This is a genomic window from Glaciimonas sp. CA11.2, assembly GCF_034314045.1.
Lineage (GTDB): Bacteria > Pseudomonadota > Gammaproteobacteria > Burkholderiales > Burkholderiaceae_D > Glaciimonas.
Genome location: NZ_JAVIWL010000001.1, coordinates 2,613,420 through 2,633,463 on the forward strand (window position 1 = coordinate 2,613,420; position 20,044 = coordinate 2,633,463).

15 protein-coding genes and 1 pseudogene are annotated in these 20,044 nt (G+C 50.4%); 12 read left to right on the forward strand and 4 right to left on the reverse strand.

The genetic code is table 11. The features are described 5' to 3' along the window. Positions 1–169 precede the first annotated feature (169 nt). On the forward strand, positions 170–709 hold the full coding sequence (gene hpaR / locus RGU75_RS11320) for a homoprotocatechuate degradation operon regulator HpaR (RefSeq protein ID WP_322240457.1): 540 nt from the start codon (positions 170–172) through the stop codon (positions 707–709). Between the two features lie 90 nt (positions 710–799). Here the strand turns inward: hpaR and RGU75_RS11325 are convergent. Beyond that, positions 800–2,126: pseudogene (locus RGU75_RS11325) on the reverse strand (efflux transporter outer membrane subunit); the annotation flags it as partial. A 168-nt stretch (positions 2,127–2,294) separates the two neighbouring features. Here RGU75_RS11325 and RGU75_RS11330 point away from each other — a divergent pair. Together RGU75_RS11330 and RGU75_RS11335 are read left to right on the forward strand one after the other, a co-directional pair. Continuing rightward, positions 2,295–3,461, forward strand: a complete 1,167-nt coding sequence (locus RGU75_RS11330) for an HPP family protein (RefSeq protein WP_322235934.1) — start codon at positions 2,295–2,297, stop codon at positions 3,459–3,461. A gap of 345 nt (positions 3,462–3,806) precedes the next feature. Continuing rightward, entirely contained in the window at positions 3,807–4,667 is an 861-nt protein-coding gene (locus tag RGU75_RS11335) for an oxidoreductase (protein ID WP_416186808.1), read from the forward strand. Positions 4,668–4,752: 85 nt separating this feature from the next. On the opposite strand, the gene RGU75_RS11340 is transcribed toward RGU75_RS11335, so the two are convergent. Continuing rightward, entirely contained in the window at positions 4,753–4,908 is a 156-nt protein-coding gene (locus tag RGU75_RS11340; RefSeq protein WP_322235936.1) for a hypothetical protein, read from the reverse strand. 110 nt (positions 4,909–5,018) lie between these two features. On the opposite strand from RGU75_RS11340, the gene RGU75_RS11345 reads away from it, so the two are divergent. From RGU75_RS11345 to dapA, 6 genes are all read left to right on the forward strand, one after another. Further along, positions 5,019–5,168 carry a hypothetical protein gene (locus RGU75_RS11345; protein WP_322235938.1) on the forward strand — a complete coding sequence of 50 codons (150 nt, stop codon included), beginning with the start codon at positions 5,019–5,021 and terminating at the stop codon, positions 5,166–5,168. A gap of 1,084 nt (positions 5,169–6,252) precedes the next feature. Then, the gene (locus RGU75_RS11350; RefSeq protein WP_322235940.1) at positions 6,253–8,469 is read left to right on the forward strand and encodes a DUF3300 domain-containing protein; all 2,217 of its coding nucleotides are present in this window, start codon (positions 6,253–6,255) and stop codon (positions 8,467–8,469) included. A 272-nt stretch (positions 8,470–8,741) separates the two neighbouring features. Next, positions 8,742–8,891 carry a DUF3096 domain-containing protein gene (locus RGU75_RS11355; RefSeq protein WP_322235941.1) on the forward strand — a complete coding sequence of 50 codons (150 nt, stop codon included), beginning with the start codon at positions 8,742–8,744 and terminating at the stop codon, positions 8,889–8,891. 494 nt (positions 8,892–9,385) lie between these two features. After that, on the forward strand, positions 9,386–10,780 hold the full coding sequence (locus RGU75_RS11360; RefSeq protein WP_322235943.1) for an MFS transporter: 1,395 nt from the start codon (positions 9,386–9,388) through the stop codon (positions 10,778–10,780). Positions 10,781–11,040: 260 nt separating this feature from the next. Beyond that, positions 11,041–11,652, forward strand: coding sequence for a hypothetical protein (locus RGU75_RS11365; RefSeq protein WP_322235945.1), 612 nt, complete (start codon positions 11,041–11,043; stop codon positions 11,650–11,652). A 66-nt stretch (positions 11,653–11,718) separates the two neighbouring features. Next, entirely contained in the window at positions 11,719–12,684 is a 966-nt protein-coding gene (gene dapA / locus RGU75_RS11370; RefSeq protein WP_322235947.1) for a 4-hydroxy-tetrahydrodipicolinate synthase, read from the forward strand. Between the two features lie 127 nt (positions 12,685–12,811). Here the strand turns inward: dapA and RGU75_RS11375 are convergent, their stop codons facing one another. Continuing rightward, entirely contained in the window at positions 12,812–15,031 is a 2,220-nt protein-coding gene (locus tag RGU75_RS11375) for a patatin-like phospholipase family protein (protein WP_322235949.1), read from the reverse strand. Positions 15,032–15,377: 346 nt separating this feature from the next. Between RGU75_RS11375 and RGU75_RS11380 the strand changes: the two genes are divergently transcribed. The 3 genes from RGU75_RS11380 to RGU75_RS11390 all read left to right on the forward strand — a co-directional run bounded on the left by RGU75_RS11380 (position 15,378) and on the right by RGU75_RS11390 (position 19,062). Further along, positions 15,378–16,394, forward strand: a complete 1,017-nt coding sequence (locus tag RGU75_RS11380) for an IS30 family transposase (RefSeq protein ID WP_322234666.1) — start codon at positions 15,378–15,380, stop codon at positions 16,392–16,394. 273 nt (positions 16,395–16,667) lie between these two features. Next, positions 16,668–17,285, forward strand: coding sequence for a ParB-like protein (locus RGU75_RS11385; RefSeq protein WP_322235950.1), 618 nt, complete (start codon positions 16,668–16,670; stop codon positions 17,283–17,285). Between the two features lie 4 nt (positions 17,286–17,289). Beyond that, entirely contained in the window at positions 17,290–19,062 is a 1,773-nt protein-coding gene (locus RGU75_RS11390; protein ID WP_322235952.1) for a SulP family inorganic anion transporter, read from the forward strand. Between the two features lie 55 nt (positions 19,063–19,117). On the opposite strand, the gene RGU75_RS11395 is transcribed toward RGU75_RS11390, so the two are convergent. Then, positions 19,118–19,975, reverse strand: a complete 858-nt coding sequence (locus RGU75_RS11395; RefSeq protein WP_322235954.1) for a response regulator — start codon at positions 19,973–19,975, stop codon at positions 19,118–19,120. Between the last annotated feature and the right edge of the window lie 69 nt (positions 19,976–20,044).

A 20,044-nucleotide genomic window follows, 5' to 3' on the forward strand; every position in this document is an offset into this window, starting at 1 on the left:
AAGGGCAGCGTCTCTGCGGTCGCCTTTTCTTTGGTGCCTTTCTTTTGGCGAAGCAAAAGAAAGACACTAGCTGCCGGTCTACCACCGGCAAGCACCCACGAAGCAGTAACCATATTAAGTAACGAAGACCGTACTTAATACGAAACCGGAGAACGCCCTGAAACATCGCATAGCCCATCGAAATCTCCCACAACTTTTTCTAAAAGCGCGGGAGCGACTAATGTCTCACTTTCGCCCCATTCTGAATCACTTCGGCGTAACCGAACAACAGTGGAGAATCCTGCGTTTACTGGATGAACATGTGCAACTTGAGCCGCGAGAACTGTGTGAGATGTGCCAAATCCTCAGTTCCAGCATGACCGGCGTCCTAACGCGCATGGAAGAAGTTGGCCTGATCAGCCGCAACGCGGTGGCCGATGACCGGCGACGCGTATTAGTGCGGCTTGCACCAAGTGGCGACCAACTCATCAGCGAGATCGCGCCGTTAATTGACCTGCAGTATCAGCATATTGAACAGGCTTTTGGCAAGCCGGTGATTGTTAATCTGTTGAATGCGTTTGAAGGGTTTATTGCTGTTGAACCAGAGTCGGTTCTACACGTTACGTTATCTCAAAGATCGACTGATTTGAGGGCAGCAAAGAGTCAAGTCAAACGACCGGCAGAAAGCGAGAAGCACTCTGCTGATGGTCGTAAAGGAAGAAAAAAATAGTAGTCGATCATCGAGATCGGCGTCAAAGATTGACGGACAACAAAAAAACTGCCCAATCGTGATGTCGATCAGGCAGCCAAGGGACACTATTTATTTTGCGGAAGCAGTCGCGTTTGCAGCCGTCGTGGCATTAGCGCCCATATCACTCACCGCATCGGCAGGACGTGGCTGATCGCCGGTGTGCTCAATCCATCCACCGCCCAAATACTGATACAAATCTACCAGATTGGTCAGCCGTTGCAGACGTGCTGTGATCAGCACTAGCTGCGCGTTGTAGAGATCGGTTTGCGCGGTCAGCACGCTGAGATAATTATCCACACCATTGCGATAGCGCAGATCGGATAGTTCTAGTCGGCGGCTTTGGGTTTGGGTATAGCGTTCCAGCGACATGATCTGGTTGTCGTAAGTGCCACGAGCGGCCAGGCCGTCGGCTACTTCGCGGAAAGCGCTTTGGATTACCTTTTGATAATTGGCGATTTCAATACGTTTTTCTACTTGCGCCCATTCGAGGTTAGCTATGTTGGCACCGCCGCTGAATATCGGTAGCGAGATTTGTGGTGCGAACGACCACGCACGCGATCCTGAGCTGAACAGTCCACCAAAGGAAGGCGATAGCGTACCGAGCGTACCGGTCAGTGAAATCGCAGGGAAGAACGCCGCCCGTGCCGCGCCGATATTGGCATTCGCGCCGACTAGTGTCTGTTCGGCTGCTGCGATATCGGGACGGCGAATCAGCAGATCAGAAGGCAGACCGGCGGGAATATCGGTGAGCAAATTTTGGCTATCGAGCGGCAAACCGGCTGGCAGATCGTCGGGCAGCGGTTGGCCGATCAGCAAGACCAGCGCGTTTTCAGCTTGCGCACGAAGTCGCATTTGCGATTGCAGATTGGCGGATGCTTGTTCCAGAATGCCTTGCGCCTGACGTAAGTCGAGTTCTGATTCAGTACCGGTGTCGAATTGCAGTTTGCTGATACGGTATGACTCTTGGGTGCTTGTCAGCGTGTTGCTTGTGACTACTAACTGATCGTCATACGCGAGCATGGTCAGGTATTGGGCGGCGACTGCTGACAATAACGAAATTTCGGCGGCTTTACGTGCTTCGGCGGTGGACAGATATTGCGCCAGCGCCTGATCTTTCAGACTACGTATGCGACCCAAGAAGTCGATTTCCCATGATGCGTTGAGACCGACCGAATAGGTGGTCAAGACCGTCTTTCCAGAAGAGGAAAGATCCAACGGCGTGCGTGATCGATCTTTCGAAGCATTGGCATCGATCGATGGGAATAGTCCGGCGCGTGACTTGATAGCGCGCCTGTGAAGCTTCGACGTTGGGCATTGATACGCGCAAGTCGCGATTGTTTTTAAGCGCGAACTCTTCGATCCTTTGCAGGCGTGGATCGGAGAAGAAATTACGCCAGTGCCAACTTTTAAAGCAGTGAGTTGCATTAAAAATAATATATCGTAATGTGTTATATTCGCCAAAATAAAAAGATTCGCCAAATACACGCTAATAAGTCGTTCGCTCGTCGATGCGTTCGTCAATGCGTATTCCTTTCACAATTTTTCAGAACAGCGTTATTTAGCGATGATCAAAAAAAACTTTATATGGCTTTGGGACATTCTCACGCGTTTCGACGGGGTTGATCGTTTTGAGCGGATGCGTGCTTGTTCCGGAGCCTTGATCGGGATCACGCTGACGGGTGCGTGCAGCTATTTAATGTTGGGTAATTCATCGGCGGCGTTATGGTTAATTGCCCCGATGGGCGCGTCTGCGGTGCTGCTATTTGCGGTACCCGCCAGCCCGCTGGCTCAGCCCTGGTCGATTGTCGGTGGTAACCTTTGTGCCGGATTGATCGGTGTCACCTGCGCCAAGCTGATTGGCGAGCCAGTGCTGGCGGCGGGGTTAGCCGCGGGTCTTGCCATTGGGGCCATGTTTTGGTTGCGCTGCTTGCACCCGCCCAGTGGCGCGGTGGCGCTGACGGCAGTTCTCGGCGGCCCTGCAATTCATCAATTGGGTTATACCTTTTTGTTGGTTCCAGTTGGCCTGAATACTTTTTTGCTCTTGCTGACAGCGATACTGTTCAACAACGCTACCGGACGCCGCTATCCGCATATCGCGTTCAAAGATCATAGCAACCAGCATGCACTGAAAGACCCGGAGCCGACCTCGCGCGTGGGTTTTACGCCGGATGATCTGGACGTTGTGTTAAGCCGGTATAACCAGGTACTCGACATTAGTAGGGGCGATCTGGAGAAGATATTTCTGGAGACCGAGATGGAAGTGGCGCGACGCAAGTTTGGCGTCGTGACATGCAAAGAATTAATGTCCCGGGATATCGTTAGTGTTGATTTTGCCACTGAGTTATTAACGGCATGGAATCTGTTGCGGACGCACAAATTGACAGCGATCCCCGTTTTGGGAAGAGGCCGCCATGTGATCGGCATCGTGACGAAAGCTGACTTCGTCAAGCATATCGAGCTCAAGCATTACGGTCAGCTGGCTAAAAAAATAAGACAGCTTTTACGCGCCATTCCACGGGCGCATTCCAGCAAGCCAGAAGTGGTCGGTCAGATTATGTTTAAGGACGTTACGGTTGTCAGCGAGCATCAAGCGATTGTGGAACTGGTTCCTCTAATGTCGGATCGCGGATACCATTCAATACCGGTGGTTGACGATGATGGTCGCTTAGTGGGAATGCTGACGCAATCAGATTTGATCGCGGGCTTGTATAAAAGCCATTTGCAGATGTGATGTGCAAACCTTTTGGCCGGGCTGGCGGCAATTAATCCAGGTAAGAAAATCAATACACGAGCACCGACAGCCATCTGTTAAGGTGGTGAATTTCTGCACTCCATCATTGCCATAAAGTGCTTCAAGCAATGTATTGGTATCGTTGCCGTTATAGGAGACGAACTGCGGAGCCAAACTGCGAAATGTCGAAAATGTTTTCACGTTTTTTACTTACTGGCGTCGAAGAATCTTAATTATTAGCTCTTTCTCATAGACGTTTGACTGTTTGCCAACCGTCGCCGCGACGATGCAGTATACTCTCCAGTAGAATTGGTCACATTCCACACCATTGTTGAAAGGTTGCAAATGACGTCCGAAATTTCTTTATCAGATTCACCCGTTTGGTTCATCACAGGTTGTTCAACCGGCTTTGGTCGTGAGTTGGCTTTACAGGTCCTCGCACGCGGATGGCGCGTTGTTGTGACCGCACGTGATCAGGCCCGCGTCGCTGATTTGGCCGCAGGTGCGAACGGTCATGCTCTAGCGCTGGCGCTGGATGTGACGGATTCTGCTCAGATCACTGCCGCAGTGAAAGCAGCAGAAGATCATTTTGGCGCAATTGATGTGCTGGTCAATAATGCTGGCTATGGCTATCAATCCTCGGTCGAGGAAGGAGACGAAGCGGAAATACGGGCACAATTCGACGCCAATGTATTCGGTCTGTTCGCCATGACGCGGGCGGTGCTACCCGGCATGCGTGCGCGCCATAAAGGGCATATATTGAATATCACGTCCGTGGCTGGCAAAGTCGGCTTTCCTGGCTCCGGTTATTACGCCGCCAGTAAGCATGCTGTAGAAGGTTTTTCAGATTCTCTGGCATCAGAAGTGGCTCCACTCGGTATTCACGTCACCTGTATTGAACCAGGCCCATTCCGCACTGATTGGGCCGGTCGTTCTTTGAAGCAGACGCCGAACCTGATCGCGGACTATGCCGATACTGCGGGTGTGCGTTTAAAGGGCACAGCCGCTTCCAGTGGCGACCAGCCTGGTGATCCGCAGCGTGCAGCGGCGGCGATGATTCTCGTCACAGAAACAAAAAATCCACCACATCATTTGGTGCTTGGTACATTTGGTGTTGACGCCGTCAGCAAGAAACTCAAAGCTGGCCTGGAACAAATCGAAGCATGGCGTGCTACCAGCATTGGTACTGATTTTCCGAAGGAATGATACGACGGAATAACGCCCAATGCCCTTCGTACCAGACAGCCGTTAATTTCTCACGGGCTAGTATGTGCAGAGTAGCAACATGTATTTAAAAAAGAAGCCCCATCACCATCTGGTTGTGGGGCTTTTTGTTGATTAAAGCGGACGCTGGCATGCTTGTAGGCCTGTATTTGACTATCCAGACCGCTTCTGCACGCAACTGGCTGGACGGGTAAAATTTAATATTGATTTTTTTGTCATTCATATGGGTAATTTTTCCTCAACCCGATGGGAAGTTTTCATGCGTCGTACCATTTGAATTTGTAGGTGGTTCATAATAGGACGACGTTCATGACATTGGATCAGGAGTGAATAATGCATACACCTCAAGAACCGCCACCAGACGAAATTTCGCCAAATAAACCCGTTCCGGATACTCCGCCGCCGGTGCAAGATCCACTTCCGGGTGGCTTTCCTATGCCTATTCCTATTCAGGAGCCACTCCCTGACACTGACCCACTTTAACCGGAATGTCTAAGTCAGACTACGATTGTGCAATTGTCTTATCACGGTATTGAGTGTTATCACACACAAAGTATGTGCGTGCAAAATACTGGTGATTGGCGGTGATGTCGCGTGGTGTGTTAAATTAATTCCTTTATTAAATGAAATAAAAATTTGAAAGGTTCGCGATGGCAATTGTTCGACTTTCTCCGACTGAAGTTCAAGTCGATGACATAACCTATGTGTTCGCTTCCGCTGATGATGGGGATGCTTTTGAATCTTGTATGGCGACTGCCGATGCGCCATTTTGCGCGGCCGAGCATCCGCCATTGAGTACCAGACCAAGCGATGCAAAATAGTATATTGCGAGCGACGGTGTCGGCTTTTTAGCGGCACCAATTTTTGAATCATATGCGCCATCAACATGTGGGTAAAAGCACGTATGGACGTCATTGAAAAACGATCCAGCATTGACGCAATCGGTTACAAAAAAATATAATATGCTTAGTTATGCACCGATGTTCCGGTGATCATCCATGGCAAGATGATGCTAATTTAAGTCGATAAAAAATAGCATTAACTAAAAAATGACAGACATCGTATTTCTACATGGCGTCTGTATCAATACACTAAATACCTGCGTTGTTACCTGGCAATAATACCTTTAGGAAGTATATTTTTTGTGGCCTTTAATTCAATCATTGAATTTATTGCATCGCAGATAAGTGACTCCTCGCCTTCAAACTTTATCACTGTTAGCGTGCCCTGATTGTGAGCACGTTTGTCGATTCTCATCTTCGCGTGTTGATTGGAAGGATAGTGTTGGTATGGTTTTCCAGAATGCGAATTACATGCTGGATTATCGTCCTGTCAACCAGCTGCGCTGAGCGGCGTTAGTTATTAGAAATAGAATCTAAATATTCCTGAATTGCCCAATTTATGGCACCGCTTAGCGGCTAGATCAACGTGGCTTTGCCTACTCCATCTTTAAAACTATCAATAAATGCGGGACATGCAATAGTTTGTAACCTCTTAATATCATCACAATGTTACGTGCTAATTTGCTGCTATCAACACCGTTAAATGCCAATATTGTGAGATCACCATGTTAAAAAACAAGAAGACACTGTCATTGATGCTCAGCACTACGCTTTGTGTGGCAATGTTACCGCTGGCAGGATGCGATAAAACCAAAGCGCCAGATCAACCGGCGGTAGACGCGTCTCCGGCTAAGCCTGCTTACGTGCCGCCGACAGCGGAACAGCTGTATCAAATGGTAGGGCCGATCGCGCTGTTTCCAGATAAGTTGGTGGCGCAGGTTTTGGCTGGCTCGACCTATCCTGATCAGATTACCGCTGCGGATGCCTGGTTGGGACAGAACAAAAATCTCAAAGGCGCTGCATTGGTGGCCGCAGCAAATCAGCAACCGTGGGATGTCAGCGTAAAAGGCTTGACCACGTTCCCGGATGTGCTGGATCAAATGACGTCAAATATTCAGTGGACCTCGGCTTTGGGTGCAGCTTATGTGAATGATCCGACGGACGTAATGAATGCGATCCAGGTCATGCGTCAACGCGCTTCCACCAGCGGAAATTTGAAAACTACGAAGCAGCAAAAGATCGCCGTCGTGACGCGTGCCAACCGGACACCGCCACAAGGTTATGTATTGCGGCCGGGTGAGCCAGCTGTGTATTCGGGGCCTGAAATCATTCCCGCCCCGCCTGACATGATCATGATCGAACCGACAGAGCCGGACTACGTTTATGTCCCGACTTACAATCCGCGAGTGGTCTATGGCGATCCTGTCGCCTATTACCCTGGCTATAGTTATGCGCCACCGCCGCCACCACGCTATAGCACTGGCGAGGTGGTTAGCACCGGCGCGATTTCATTCGGCCTCGGCGTTGCAGTAGGTGTTGTGATTAGCAATTCGAACTGGGGTTGGAATTCGTGGGGAATGCGTTGGGGCGGTGATCGCGATGGCGGCGGAGATAGAGGACGTGGGCGAGATGATGACCGTGGTCGGGGTGATAGTAATGGTGGATCAGATGGCGGTGGATGGCATCGGCCTGCAGTGGTGTATAACAACGCGACCTATGTGTCGCGATCTTCTACGGTTGTTAATCAGGTCACTAATAACAATTACAACAATAATTACAATAACCATAACAATAACTCGGTCAATAACGCGAACAATAACAACAGCATCAATACCCGTAATAATACAACGAATAATGGTGCTCCCGGTCAGGGCGGTAGTAACAGTGCGCCAGCCAATGTTGCACCTAATGCGGCAGCCAACAACGTGGCAAATTCGAACAATGCTACTCGACCAAATTTCGCACCCCAAAATCAGCAGCGAGATTTTGTAGCCGGAGCCGGACTTGGAACCGCGGGACAAGGGGCGACCAGAGCAGGGCCACCGAATGTTAATAATATGAATCACGGTCAGTCTGTTCAAAACAATGGTGGACGCGCACCAGGACCTGGCCCCGCTGGACCTGCTGCGGGCGTCGCTACGCCGGGCGTCGCAACGCCGGCCAACACAGCGCCAAATTTCAATAAAATGAGTCGGCCTGATTTCAGTCATGTCGCGCCGCGTGGTGGTAACGTGCAACAGAACCAACAACGCCCAGATGGCAATCAGGCGAACCCTGCGGATAGTGGCAGACCGCGGCAGAATCAAGAGCATGCGGAGAGCAACCCGCAAAACAGACCGGCTGCTGCTGCCGGAGTGCAGGTACGACCAGATGCGGCGCATTCACCAGCCACCCCGGTTGCACAGCATCCAGAACAACGTCCTCAAGGATCACCACAGGAACGGCCTCAACCTCAGGCGCGTCCACAGATGCAATCGCAGCAGCAAGAGCACGCGCAGCAGCAGGCGCAACAGCAGCAGGCGCAACAGCAAGCTCATGCCCAAGCACAACAGCAGGAGCGTGCCCAAGCACAACAGCAGGAGCGTGCCCAAGCACAACAGCAGGAGCGTGCTCAAGCACAGCAGCAGGGACGTGCTCAAGCACAGCAGCAGGAACGTGCTCAAGCACAGCAGCAGGAACGTGCTCAAGCACAGCAGCAGGAACGTGCTCAAGCACAGCAGCAGGAACGTGCTCAAGCACAGCAGGCACAGCGCGCTCAGGTGCAACAGCAGGAGCGTTCCCAAGCGCAAATACGGCCACCGGCCCAACAGCAAGAACGTTCTCAACCGCAAGCGCAGCCGCAGGCACAGCCTCACCCACAAGCGCCTAACAATCATCCTGAGGCGCATGAAGGTGGTGGTCGCCCTCATCCAGATAAGAAGGATGAAAACAAGCATGAATGAGGAGGCGATTGACTCGATCAAAAAACCAACAATTGAAGCAGTTTATGGACTTCACAAAACGGATTAAAAATCGTCTCAACGTACTACATCAGGAATAAAAAAAGGGTTACCAGAAAAGCTCTTCTGGTAACCGACTTTTTATCACGTCGCTTAAAAATGACACCGCACAGGTTAGCCCAAAAATAGTAAGCCAGTAGTAAGCAATATCGCAATCGGGGATACTCTTTAGAGCAATCTATTTCATTCTTTTACTACATTGACGAGACTTTATTATGAACATTCACATCACCATCGTGCCGTTAGTTTCTCTACTTGCAGGTATTCTTATTTTAGTCATGCCGCGTCTGCTAAACTTTATTATCGCCATTTATTTGATTGCGATAGGCGTCATTGGGTTGTTTGGAAATCATTTACATTTGTAATAAAAAAGCTTGCCGGGCCTCATCTCACAAGGGGCCTGGCATTTTTTTATGGTGTCCGGAAATGAACCTATAGCTTCCGTCACTCGATCTGCAGTTCAGCGCGCCAAGCCAAACATGTTGCATCTTAAATCTGTGACGATTTAATTTTTCTGCCACTAGCGACTACGTTATCTGGTGGGGCGTCCTGATGGTGTGAACGACCTCTTAGCAATTGCCATCATTGTTACGCACATAACATTTAAAACTTTGTCGGCGTTTATCAACAAGCGTGTCTTTGTCCCTTCAAAGTTAACTCCCACAGTCTGCCCTATACACCGCCTCAATGCACTGATCCTATGCGGATGTGCGGTTAGTTGAACGCCGGCTATACCTTCGACGATTTCACGCTTTATACGACGTAAATACGCAGGTAAACGTCGTTATTTGTAGGTCTGCGGTGAAGTGAATATTACAAAATAACAGGAGGGAACCACTATTTTAAAGGGGAAAATGCTATGGATGGAACAGTATCAATGCAGGTTGGACATGGTCCGCAGGCAGCGGCACGGTTAGAGCGCTTGCCGGTCAGTGGCTATCACAAGATGATTTTTTTTATCATCGCACTGGCATTTTTCTTCGATTCGATTGATCTTGGGATGATGACCTTTGTATTGGGCTCAATAAAAACCGAGTTTGGATTATCCACCCAAGCGGCTGGTGCGTTAGCGAGCATGAGTTTTGTTGGCATGGTGTTGGGTGCGGCGATGTCAGGGATGTTGGCCGACCGCTTTGGCCGCAAACCGGTATTTCAGATCAGCATGATTATTTGGGGTGTGGCCAGCTACCTATGCTCGACGGCACCCGATGCGACCACGCTGGGACTGTATCGTTTTCTGCTAGGGCTGGGAATGGGGATGGAATTTCCGGTGGCGCAAACATTGATGTCGGAATTTATCCCCGCGAAGGCACGTGGCAGGTACGTGGCGCTGATGGATGGATTTTGGCCTCTGGGTTTTATCACCGCTGGGCTGATTTCGTATTTTGTATTGTCTTCCTATAACTGGCGCAGCGTGTTTGTGGTGCTAGCAATACCGGCATTATTTTTGCTAGTGGTACGCCGCTTCATTCCAGAATCGCCGCGTTGGCTCGAACATGTCGGACGCCACGAAGAGGCTGAGGCAACGCTGGAAAAATTCGAGAGTAAAGTAAAACGCAGTCTCAAACTTCAGGTATTACCTGAGCCACTATGGTCAATCGGCGCGTTACCGTCCGGATCAACGTCACGTAAAACCAATTCCTTCATGGCGCTGTGGTCGCCACAACACCGCACGCGGACTATCATGATCTGGGGTCTGTGGTTCTTTGCGTTGCTCGGTTTTTATGGCTTAACTACGTGGTTGGGTGCGCTGTTGCAACAAGGCGGTTTTGCGGTGACCAAGTCGGTGTTGTATACCGTGGTGATTTCACTTGGCGGGATTCCCGGATTTTTGACGGCAGCATGGCTAGTCGAAAAATGGGGGCGTAAGCCGACTTGCATCGCCTCTCTGCTAGGCGGTGCATTGATGGCCTACTTGTATGGAAAAAGCGCGATGAGCGGTCATGAAAATGCATTGATTGCGAGCGGCTTGTGTATGCAGTTTTTCTTGTTCGGAATGTGGGCTGTGCTGTATACCTACACCCCTGAACTGTATTCAACCGGTGTCCGCGCAACGGGGTCCGGCTTTGCTTCCGCGATTGGTCGCGTGGGTTCTTTGCTAGGCCCTTATGCTGTTGGCGTGGTGCTGCCGACATGGGGGCAGGGTGGCGTGTTTACGGTCGGGGCGCTATGTTTTGTTGTTGCTGCTGCATTGGTATTTTTTCTGGGGATTGAAACCCGTGGATTGGCTTTGGAGGAATTGTCGGCTGATTAGATCGGTTCTGTCTTTGGCAAAATATTCGTAGAATTAAGCGCGTGGCTGCATCCAAATAATACTTGCTAGAAACCGTTTGGATGCGGCTACCAAAAATGATGCACTACCTTAACTAATGGGTTGTTCGTGATAAAAAAAGAGGGTATTGAATTGCAATAATTTTTTACAAAAATTTTACATTGCAGCGCGTCATTTTTAGAGAATCTTTACGTCCGATCTATTAACCTATATTCCATGATGATCACGGAAGCGGGTTATATATGAACAAGATGTCACCGATCGATATAGAAAAGATACATACATCATTTCCTTTGTCGTCGTACCTATTCCCTTGTTTTTTTCCGTACACGTCGCGTACCGCAAACTTTGGTAAAAGCCACGCTGGGAATTTGCCAAAAATTGGCAATCAAAAAAGCGATATCACGGTATTTACGTCAAATACAAAACGTCCTGCACCAGCCGCCAAAACGCTTCCAGCTAGTCACGATACCGGTCTTACTTTTGATGGTCAGATTGCGCCTCAAACACACAATCAAAACGCCTCAAACGGCGCTCTGCCTTCACAGTTTAAAGAACGGTCTTCCACACCTAAGCACCGTGGTGGCATGCACAATGTAGCCACACTCAATCGCACTCGTCAGGATTGCATCATGTACCTGATCGTCAGTGCCGATTGTGTCACTCAATTACGTCATGTAGTGATGGAAACGTGCGGCGACTGTGTGGCGTTTATTCGGATACAACCTATTGCCCATGCAACCCGTATGAAGGTGTGGTTGGGTTTGAGTAAGCCAGCGGTATGTCAAATTATGGCGAGCGTGATGAATAGTTTGCCGGGTGCTGAGTTTGGTCAGGTCATGCCTTTTGAATGATGATCAACTGCATGAGATTGTCCTGTTAACTGTCATTATTATGTCTATTCGTTGAGTGAGAAAATTATGTCTATTTTTAAAGGAATCTGGGTTCCTCTAGTGACACCTTTCATGCAATCGCATGATCAAAAAATCGATTTGGATGCAGCGCAAAAACTAGCCGTGCATGTAATCGAAAGTGGCGTGCATGGTTTGGTCGTTGGCGGCACGACTGGTGAGGCAGCGACTTTGTCGGAGGACGAGCAAGCTTTGCTGTTGGCTGCGGTGATTGAAGCGGTAGACGGACGCTGCCCAGTTGTAATGGGCATCGGCGGCAGCGATACCCGCGCTTTAACCGATAGAGTGCGACGTTTTAATGCTTATGCGCTAGCGGGATATCTGATATCGGCACCCGCGTATGTGCGGCCGTCCCAATTGGGTATAGTGCGTCACTTTCAAACATTAGCTGAGCACACCGATCGACCAATTATTATCTATAACATTCCTGCTCGTACCGGCGTGAATATCACATTGACGACGGTCGAGCTGCTTGCGCAAGACCCGCAATTTTGTGGGATCAAAGAGAGTAGCGGCGATGTTTTACAACTGACTGAGTTGATTGAGAATACGCGTTTGCAGGTTTTTTGTGGTGACGATACTCTGATTTTTCCAACATTTTTATTGGGAGGACACGGTGCCATTTCTGCTGCTGCGCATATTCGTCCAGATTTATATGTCCAGCTATATGCGCTGATGCAAACGGGCGATAATGTGCAGGCACGTGCCATTTTCGATAGCCTTTTGCCGCTTATTCGGATCTTGTTTTCGGAGCCTAATCCCGGCCCCTTGAAGGCTGCATTGTCTATGCAGAATCGGATTCAGGAGGAGTTGCGATTGCCAATGACGGCGATGACGGCGTCTGGGCGGCGGCGCTTGGAGAAAGCTCTGGAAGGCGTTATGGGGTTACCGGTATATTCTCCTTTGATTAACCGTGTTTTAACGGATGACGCTGACCGAACACAATTCTTCAGATCGGCATTGACGTCGGTATGAGTGTTGGGTTGCTTATAGTGGATTTTATAGCAAATTGTTTTGCGTGGATTTGACTGCCAGACAACAGCAACCAACAATGGCGTCGCTTCAGCCAAAAAAAAGCGATGCGCCATCCCTCACGATAACGTCAAAAAACGCGTCCCAATTGCAGGTAGAGATTCCACACGCCTTGCGGGGCAAGGGCGAAACCGAAGTAGAGTGGTCCAATTAAGCTGTTGCCGCCCACAAACATGCTGACACTTTTCTTGTAGGGGCCTTTGTTCACACTATCGCGGGTTTGCCATACGTCGCCTATTTCGAGTGAACTGCCGAATACAGGATTGCTTAAACCCGGGATGTTAAATTCACGCAAATTGTTGAGATAAGTGATGCGGCCATATGCTAAATAGTTGCCGGTAAACTGGTCTGGCGCATAGGCAGATAGGTGTTGGAATCCACCCAGTGTAAAGCCCAGTCCACCATTCCCGATACTACCGTTGGCGTTATCTGCACCGTAAACCCCAGCTCCTTCCAGCGCCAGATTAATGGTGTGGCGACCACTGCTGATCGCCCATAGCGCTTTGATCTGTGCATCGTTATAGTGATTTTCTGCCCCGCCGAATGCGATATTGGTAATCGCAGACAGGTAATAGCCTTTGCGTGGAAATAAGGCGTCGTCAAGCTGGTCGATGGTGACCTGCGCACGTGCAGTCGTTTGCTTGATTTGCTGGCTGAGAAATAGGTTGCCGGATTCACCTGGAATGTTATAAAACGGGTGACCATTGAGTTGCCGATAATTGACGCCCGCGCGAAACTCTCCTAAGCGTGCGATCGGTATGCCAAGGTCGACACCGACCGTGGCACTATCGATGACGTAAGAGGTTAGTGGCACAGTGTTGGCGTTGGCCCCTTCGTCAGGATAAATGTCCACATGCCTGCGATTATATTGCGCATAAGGTGCTACATACAAACCGAGCGTATCCCAGATTGGTTGCCGCAATTCGGAGCGCCAATCGACTTGTTTGTCACCTAGAACGATGTCGTTGCGCCACTCCAGACCGCTTGGGGTCAGCCACGGAAACCGATGGCCGATTTGGAGGTTGAAGCCGCCGCGTCCATCAAAACTATTCGATACGCCAAAGCCGAATAAAAGGAATTGTGGCCCCCATGTTTTTGCCTCTGCATTCACGTTCAGAATATTGCGTCCGTTTTCTACGACCATTTCTTGCGTGACGCTTTTGAAGTCTCCATTAGTGGTCAGGCGCGTCAGGTCCTGATTCAGGGCGCTTGAATTGTACAGATCACCATCATGGACGCCAAGCTGGCGCTGGACGATCTCCGCCGGGACAGGTCCTTTTGTCGTGATGTTGATCGCATCAATGCGTGTTTCTGCCGTGATGACGTGCCCTGGTTGTCGCGCCGCCAGGTATGTTTTCCATTGGGTATCCGATAATGCCAAAGGCACCAATTTGGCACGGGCTTGTTCGGTTGCCTGCGCACCCGCATTGATACCGTCCTTGCCGCGTGAAAAATCGGTGAAAGACAAATCACCTAATTCAGGCTCGATCAGGATATCTTTCTCTTTAAGTAAGGCTTTTTGGGCCTTAACGTTTTGACGAATCAGAATGGTCACCATCTGCTGGGCGACTGCTGTTGGCGACTCGATGTTGGAGGGATCTTGCAAGGGAGTGGCAATATTCACGGCAATAATGATATCGGCGCCCATGTCGCGCGCAAGTTGAACGGGCAAATTGCTGACCAGACCACCATCCACCAGAGTGTGACCATCAATGTTAAAAGGTGTGAATAAGCCCGGCACAGCCATGCTTGCACGAATTGCACGCGGCAACGATCCTGCTCTTATGATCACTTCTTCGCCGGTACCAAGATCAGTCGCGACAGTCCGGAATGGGGTTGGTAAACGGTCGAAATCGATATTGGCTGGCAGTTGCGTGGTCCAGTTCTGTAGCAAAGCCAGCAGATGATTCCCCTGAACCAGTCCGGTCGCTATCTTGAGTTTGCCATCGCCGTAACCGGCAGATAATCCAATCGGATACTGAAAATTATCTTCACGACGCGACTGCGGTAGTTTTGCGCGATCGTTGCGGTCGAACGCGATATCGCTCAAATTGATCTCAGATAGTTTTTTTTCCAACGCATCTGCCGACAAACCACTGGCATACAGACCGCCGACTACCGCACCCATGCTGGTGGCGGCAATGTAATCGATAGGGATATGCCATTGCTCCAGCATTTTCAGTACGCCAAGATGGGCATAGCCGCGCGCGCCACCGCCGGAGAGGACCAGGCCAATGCGCGGCCGTTTTTGTACAACTGTAGGGGATGTGTCAGGTGCTGCGTCGGGCAATCTAGTTGCGCCATATGCTGACTGCGTCCAAGCCGTTGTCAGTATGGTTATTAGTACACTTTTAAGCGCCGTTGTAAGGATGCGTGGTGAGATACCAGTACGCAAAAGGGGGCGAAGCTGCGGTTTCAGACAACGGATAACATTTAGGCGCATGAGTGAGGTCGTAGGTTTCGTCAGAGTGCAAAATACGTGGAGCGGTCATGGGGTGGCGCGGCGGTTTGAAGGCGGCAGCCTACATACTTTGGAAACTTTGGCCCGATTTTTTACGCTTGCTAAATAACGGAATAAAAAAAAGAGGGGCGTTCTCAAAGACCAAGTGCAACACCTTCTGCTGTAAGGTGCCGCCATGGCGAAAATTTACAAACATTTAACTACTCAGGAACGCGCCGTCGTCATGACCATGCGCGACGACCTGTGCTCCACCCGATCCATTGCTAAACGCCTTTGCCGTTCAGCCAGCACGATTAGCCGCGAACTCAAACGCACCAGCGGTGCCGGCGTCTACGATGCCAATCTGGCCCACGCACAATGCCAGGCGCGTCGTGTCCTGCCGCGACGTCTTCCCAAACTGCACGCGGACGGGGCCTTGTTCCAGGTCGTCCGGCATCAGCTAAAACTCCTCTGGTCGCCGCAGCAAATAGCGCGCAAACTCAGGGCCCTTTGGCCCGACAATTCTGAGAAATCTGTGTCCCACGAGACCATCTACAACGCCATCTACTTGCACCCACGCGGCGAACTCAAGCGTGAGCTGATTGCCTGCCTGCGTCACCACAACCAGGTCCGTAAGCCACGCAGCCGTGGCACCGATCGCCGGGGTCAGATCCCAGATATGCAGAGCATCCACATCCGGCCTCCAGAGGTCGAGGACCGCCTCATTCCCGGCCATTGGGAAGGGGACTTGATCAAGGGTGCCGGCAACCGCTCATCGGTGGGCACGCTGGTCGAGCGCACGACCGGCTTTGTGGTGCTCGCCAAGATGGACAACGCAACCACCAAAGCGGTCGTCGACAGCTTCTCGGCGGTGCTCAACCGCGAGCCGGCAGCGATGCGCAAGACCATGACTTACGACCAAGGGCGCGAGATGCACGGCCACAAAATCCTCACCGAGCGCACCGGTGTTCAGATCTATTTCGCCGACCCGCACAGCCCTTGGCAGCGCGGGTCAAATGAAAATACCAACGGCTTGTTGCGCCAATACATGCCCAAGGGTTCGGACCTGTCGATCTACTCTCAGGACGAACTCGACGCCATCGCCTTGTCGCTCAATACGCGTCCAAGAGCAAGGCTCGATTATGAGTCGCCACTCGTCGTTTATACTCAGCACATCGCGTTGCTACAACATCCGACTGACACTGTTAATTAACCCAGTGTTGCGCTTGGTATTTGAAACCGCCAGGTAAAAAATATTCTCATCCTCACTAACGCAGGTATTAATATTAGATTATCAAGTTACCTCGCTTTTTAATGCGTTATACATGGATGATGCTAGTGGTCTGCATTTTGTCGTCAGGTTGTAAGACAAACTGTTCGATTATCTTTTATACATGCCGATTTGGCGGGATATTCAACTTGGTTGCAGGCAATTTTACCGCTATTGCACAATTAGCCGACGAAATTTTAGCTTTAGGAAAATACTATGACAAGCGCCCATCCACAGCTCGTTAGTGTCAAACTGGAAAAGCTTCACCCGACGCAAATCACGGTAGGTAAGGAGGAGGTGGCGCTGAAGCGCAAGGCGTGGGAGAAGCTCAATAAACGTGCGCGCGCAGCGGCGTTAGATCAACACTGGTTTCCGGCTATTTCTGGCCCGAACGGCATCCATTATATCGTCGATCACCATCATTTTGGACTGGCACTGATTGAAGAGGAGGTCAAAATGGTATCTTTACTGGTGTTAAAGGATCTCTCCTTTATCGAACCCGCCAGATTTTGGACCGTTATGGATCACCATCAATGGGTGCATCCCTATGATGCCGATGGCGTGCGTTGTCAGTTTGATGCAATTCCAAAGCGTCTGGAAAAATTGCAGGATGATCCATATCGCAGTCTGGCAGGCGAACTACGCCGCGCCGGTGGTTATGCCAAAGATGTGACGCCATTTAGCGAGTTTCTCTGGGCCGATTTTTTTCGTAGCAGAATATCGCGCGATATGTTGAGGGAGCAATTTGACAAGGCGATGATAAAAGCAATGAAGCTTGCGGGTAGTCAGGATGCGCGCTATCTGCCCGGTTGGACCGGTCTGGTAGTGGGTTGACGCGATGGGCGCTGCCAATAGCACATCCGTCAACGCTGCAACGGTGAATCGGACCAAGCGAACCAAGCGGACCAATAAGCAGCCGACAAAAAATAACGACAGAAATCGTTGGTCGGATGTGATCGCAGGACTCTCCATTGCGGGCCTGTTATTACCCGAGGCTGTGGCTTACGCAAGCATTGGTAATTTGCCGCCACAGGCCGGTGTGATTGCCTTGTTTGCCGGATTATTGTGCTATGGCTTGCTCGGTACTAGCCGATTTGCGATTGTCTCTGCCACGTCGTCGTCCGCCGCAGTTCTGGCAGCGGCGACTGCCGCCATCGCTAATGGCAATGCTGGATTACGGCTGACGCTGGCGATCGGTTTGGTATTGGTATCAGGCGTTTTCTTTTTGCTGGCATCTCTGGCGCGGATGGGTAACGTCACCGATTTTATTGCCAAGCCTGTGCTGCGCGGTTTTGCTTTCGGGCTGGCGATTGTGATTATTCTTAAGCAATGTGCCAGCGTGGTGGGCGTTCAGCCTGTGCACAGCGATCTCATCCGCTTTATTCCCGAATTAGTCGCTCGTGTCGCTATATGGAATTGGGTCGGCGTTGCGGTGACAGTCGTCGCATTGATTTTATTGTTTATTTTGGCCCGATTCAAACATATTCCGGGTGGTCTGATTGTCATCGCTCTCGGTATCGCCGCCAGTAAATGGTTCAACCTATCGGACTATGGCATCGGGATGGTGGGGACAATTCAACTGCAATTGTCGACACCTTCATTGCCGCTGCTAACGCACGCAGAGTGGTTGCGTATTGGCGAATTAGGTTTTGCTATGGTCATGATTTTGTATGCCGAGTCGTATGGCTCTATTCGGACTTTTGCGATGAAGGTCGGCGACAATGTATCACCGAATCGTGACTTGATGGCGTTGGGTGTATCCAACTTGGTATCTGGGTTATTTCACGGAATGCCGGTCGGTGCCGGTTATTCGGCCACGTCGGCTAACGAAGCCGCGGGCGCTAAGTCGCGCTTGGCAGGTTGGGTTGCGGCAGCGGTGGTGCTGGCTATTGTATTGACTCTATTACCCAGTATCGCTTTGACGCCAGTGCCGATATTGGCGGCAATTGTGATCCATGCGGTGAGTCATACCTTGAATCCAGCCTTATTTCGGTCCTATTTTGCCTGGCATCGGGATCGGCTGGTCGTGATATCGGCTGTAATCTGTGTATTACTGTTGGGGGTACTGGACGGTTTGCTGGCGGCCATTGCGATCAGTATCTTAATGATGCTTCGACAACTTTCAGCGTCCTCGATTGTGGTCTTGGGACGGTTGGAGCAAAGCCATGATTTTGTGAATATAGCGACATATCCGCGAGCAAAAGCAATCTCCGGCATATTAATTCTAAGACCAAATGAGCCGATTTTCTTTGCCAATGCAGAACGCATTTTAAGTCAGGCGCGGCTGGCCTTGAAGGCCGCTGATGCGTCGATTCATACCGTTATTATTAGCCTGGAAGAGTCTCCCAATCTGGACAGCTCGAGTATTGAGGCATTGCTGGATTTCTATCGGTCTGTCGCGCTTGATGGAAGGCAACTTTTATTAGCGCGTCTTAAGTCGCCGGTTTATGACCTGCTGAAGGGCTTGGGTTCGGCGCTTGTTCCGCTCAAATCGCTGAATAGTTTGAGTGTTGACGACACGGTGAGAATTGCACAGGCGGATACCAGCCCCACCTCCAATTCGATCGCCGCCAGTGCTACTGATCCTGTTACTAAGCTGCAAGCTCTTTAAGCCTTTTCCGCCAGACAGAACCGAATGGCTGCCTCGCCGATGGTTTGACAGTTGTCTACCTACCGGTAACGCTCTGAATACATTCATAAAGCGTCTGCCATTTAAACGGTTTAAAAATATAACCGTCGGCCTCGGCCTTCAGGCCGCGCATCACATACTCGTCCGTAATCTGTGAGGTAACCATAATCACGGGTAATTGCTGTAGCGCTGGATGGCGACGAATGTATTCCAGTACGTGAAATCCATCTTTGCCGGGTAATCCCGGCAGCATGACATCGAGCAACACTAAATCCGGCAGCGGACCACTCTCAGGTGCTGCAAGCGCACTCAAGGTTGTAATCGCACCCACAATATTGTCTACGATCTGGACGTCGAAATTTTTATGTTTCAGCAGCGTTTCAAGTAAATGGCTTAACGATTCGTCGTCTTCCACCACCATCACTCTTAGCGCTGCTGTGTTCTCGTTCGGAGTGAGACCCGAAGTCTTTTGTCCATAGGTGTAAAAACCCTTTTTTTCCAGAATAGCCGCACCGCGGCGGGCTTCGGCCCACGCTTGCACACTTTCCCTTAGTGTGAGTTCCGTCACTTGGATGGTCGGCAGCGCCTGCGTAAATTTAATCAGGCCATCTGTCGTAAATTGCGTCCGTTGCTGGGTCTCGATTGATGATTCGCGGTAAGCGTCCGAACTTCCGTTGGAAAACACGCGAATCAATCCCTGGCTAAGTAATGACCCGAGTGAAGTCACCAGCTTTAGGTTGGTCGTTGAATCAAGCATGTTACTAATGTCGTCAACATTGGATATACCGTCGATCAACGTCAAGATACGTGCATCATCTCGTGGTATATTTTTTGCGCCGCCTTTAAGCTCATTCATGCCTTTGGAGGTCTTGCTGTAAATAGCCGAGTTATCCATTGGGTGTTAAGTTTCTCCGTATTTACCTATTCCGCTAGTATATTTCGTCTCTGCTTTTTGTAAAGTACG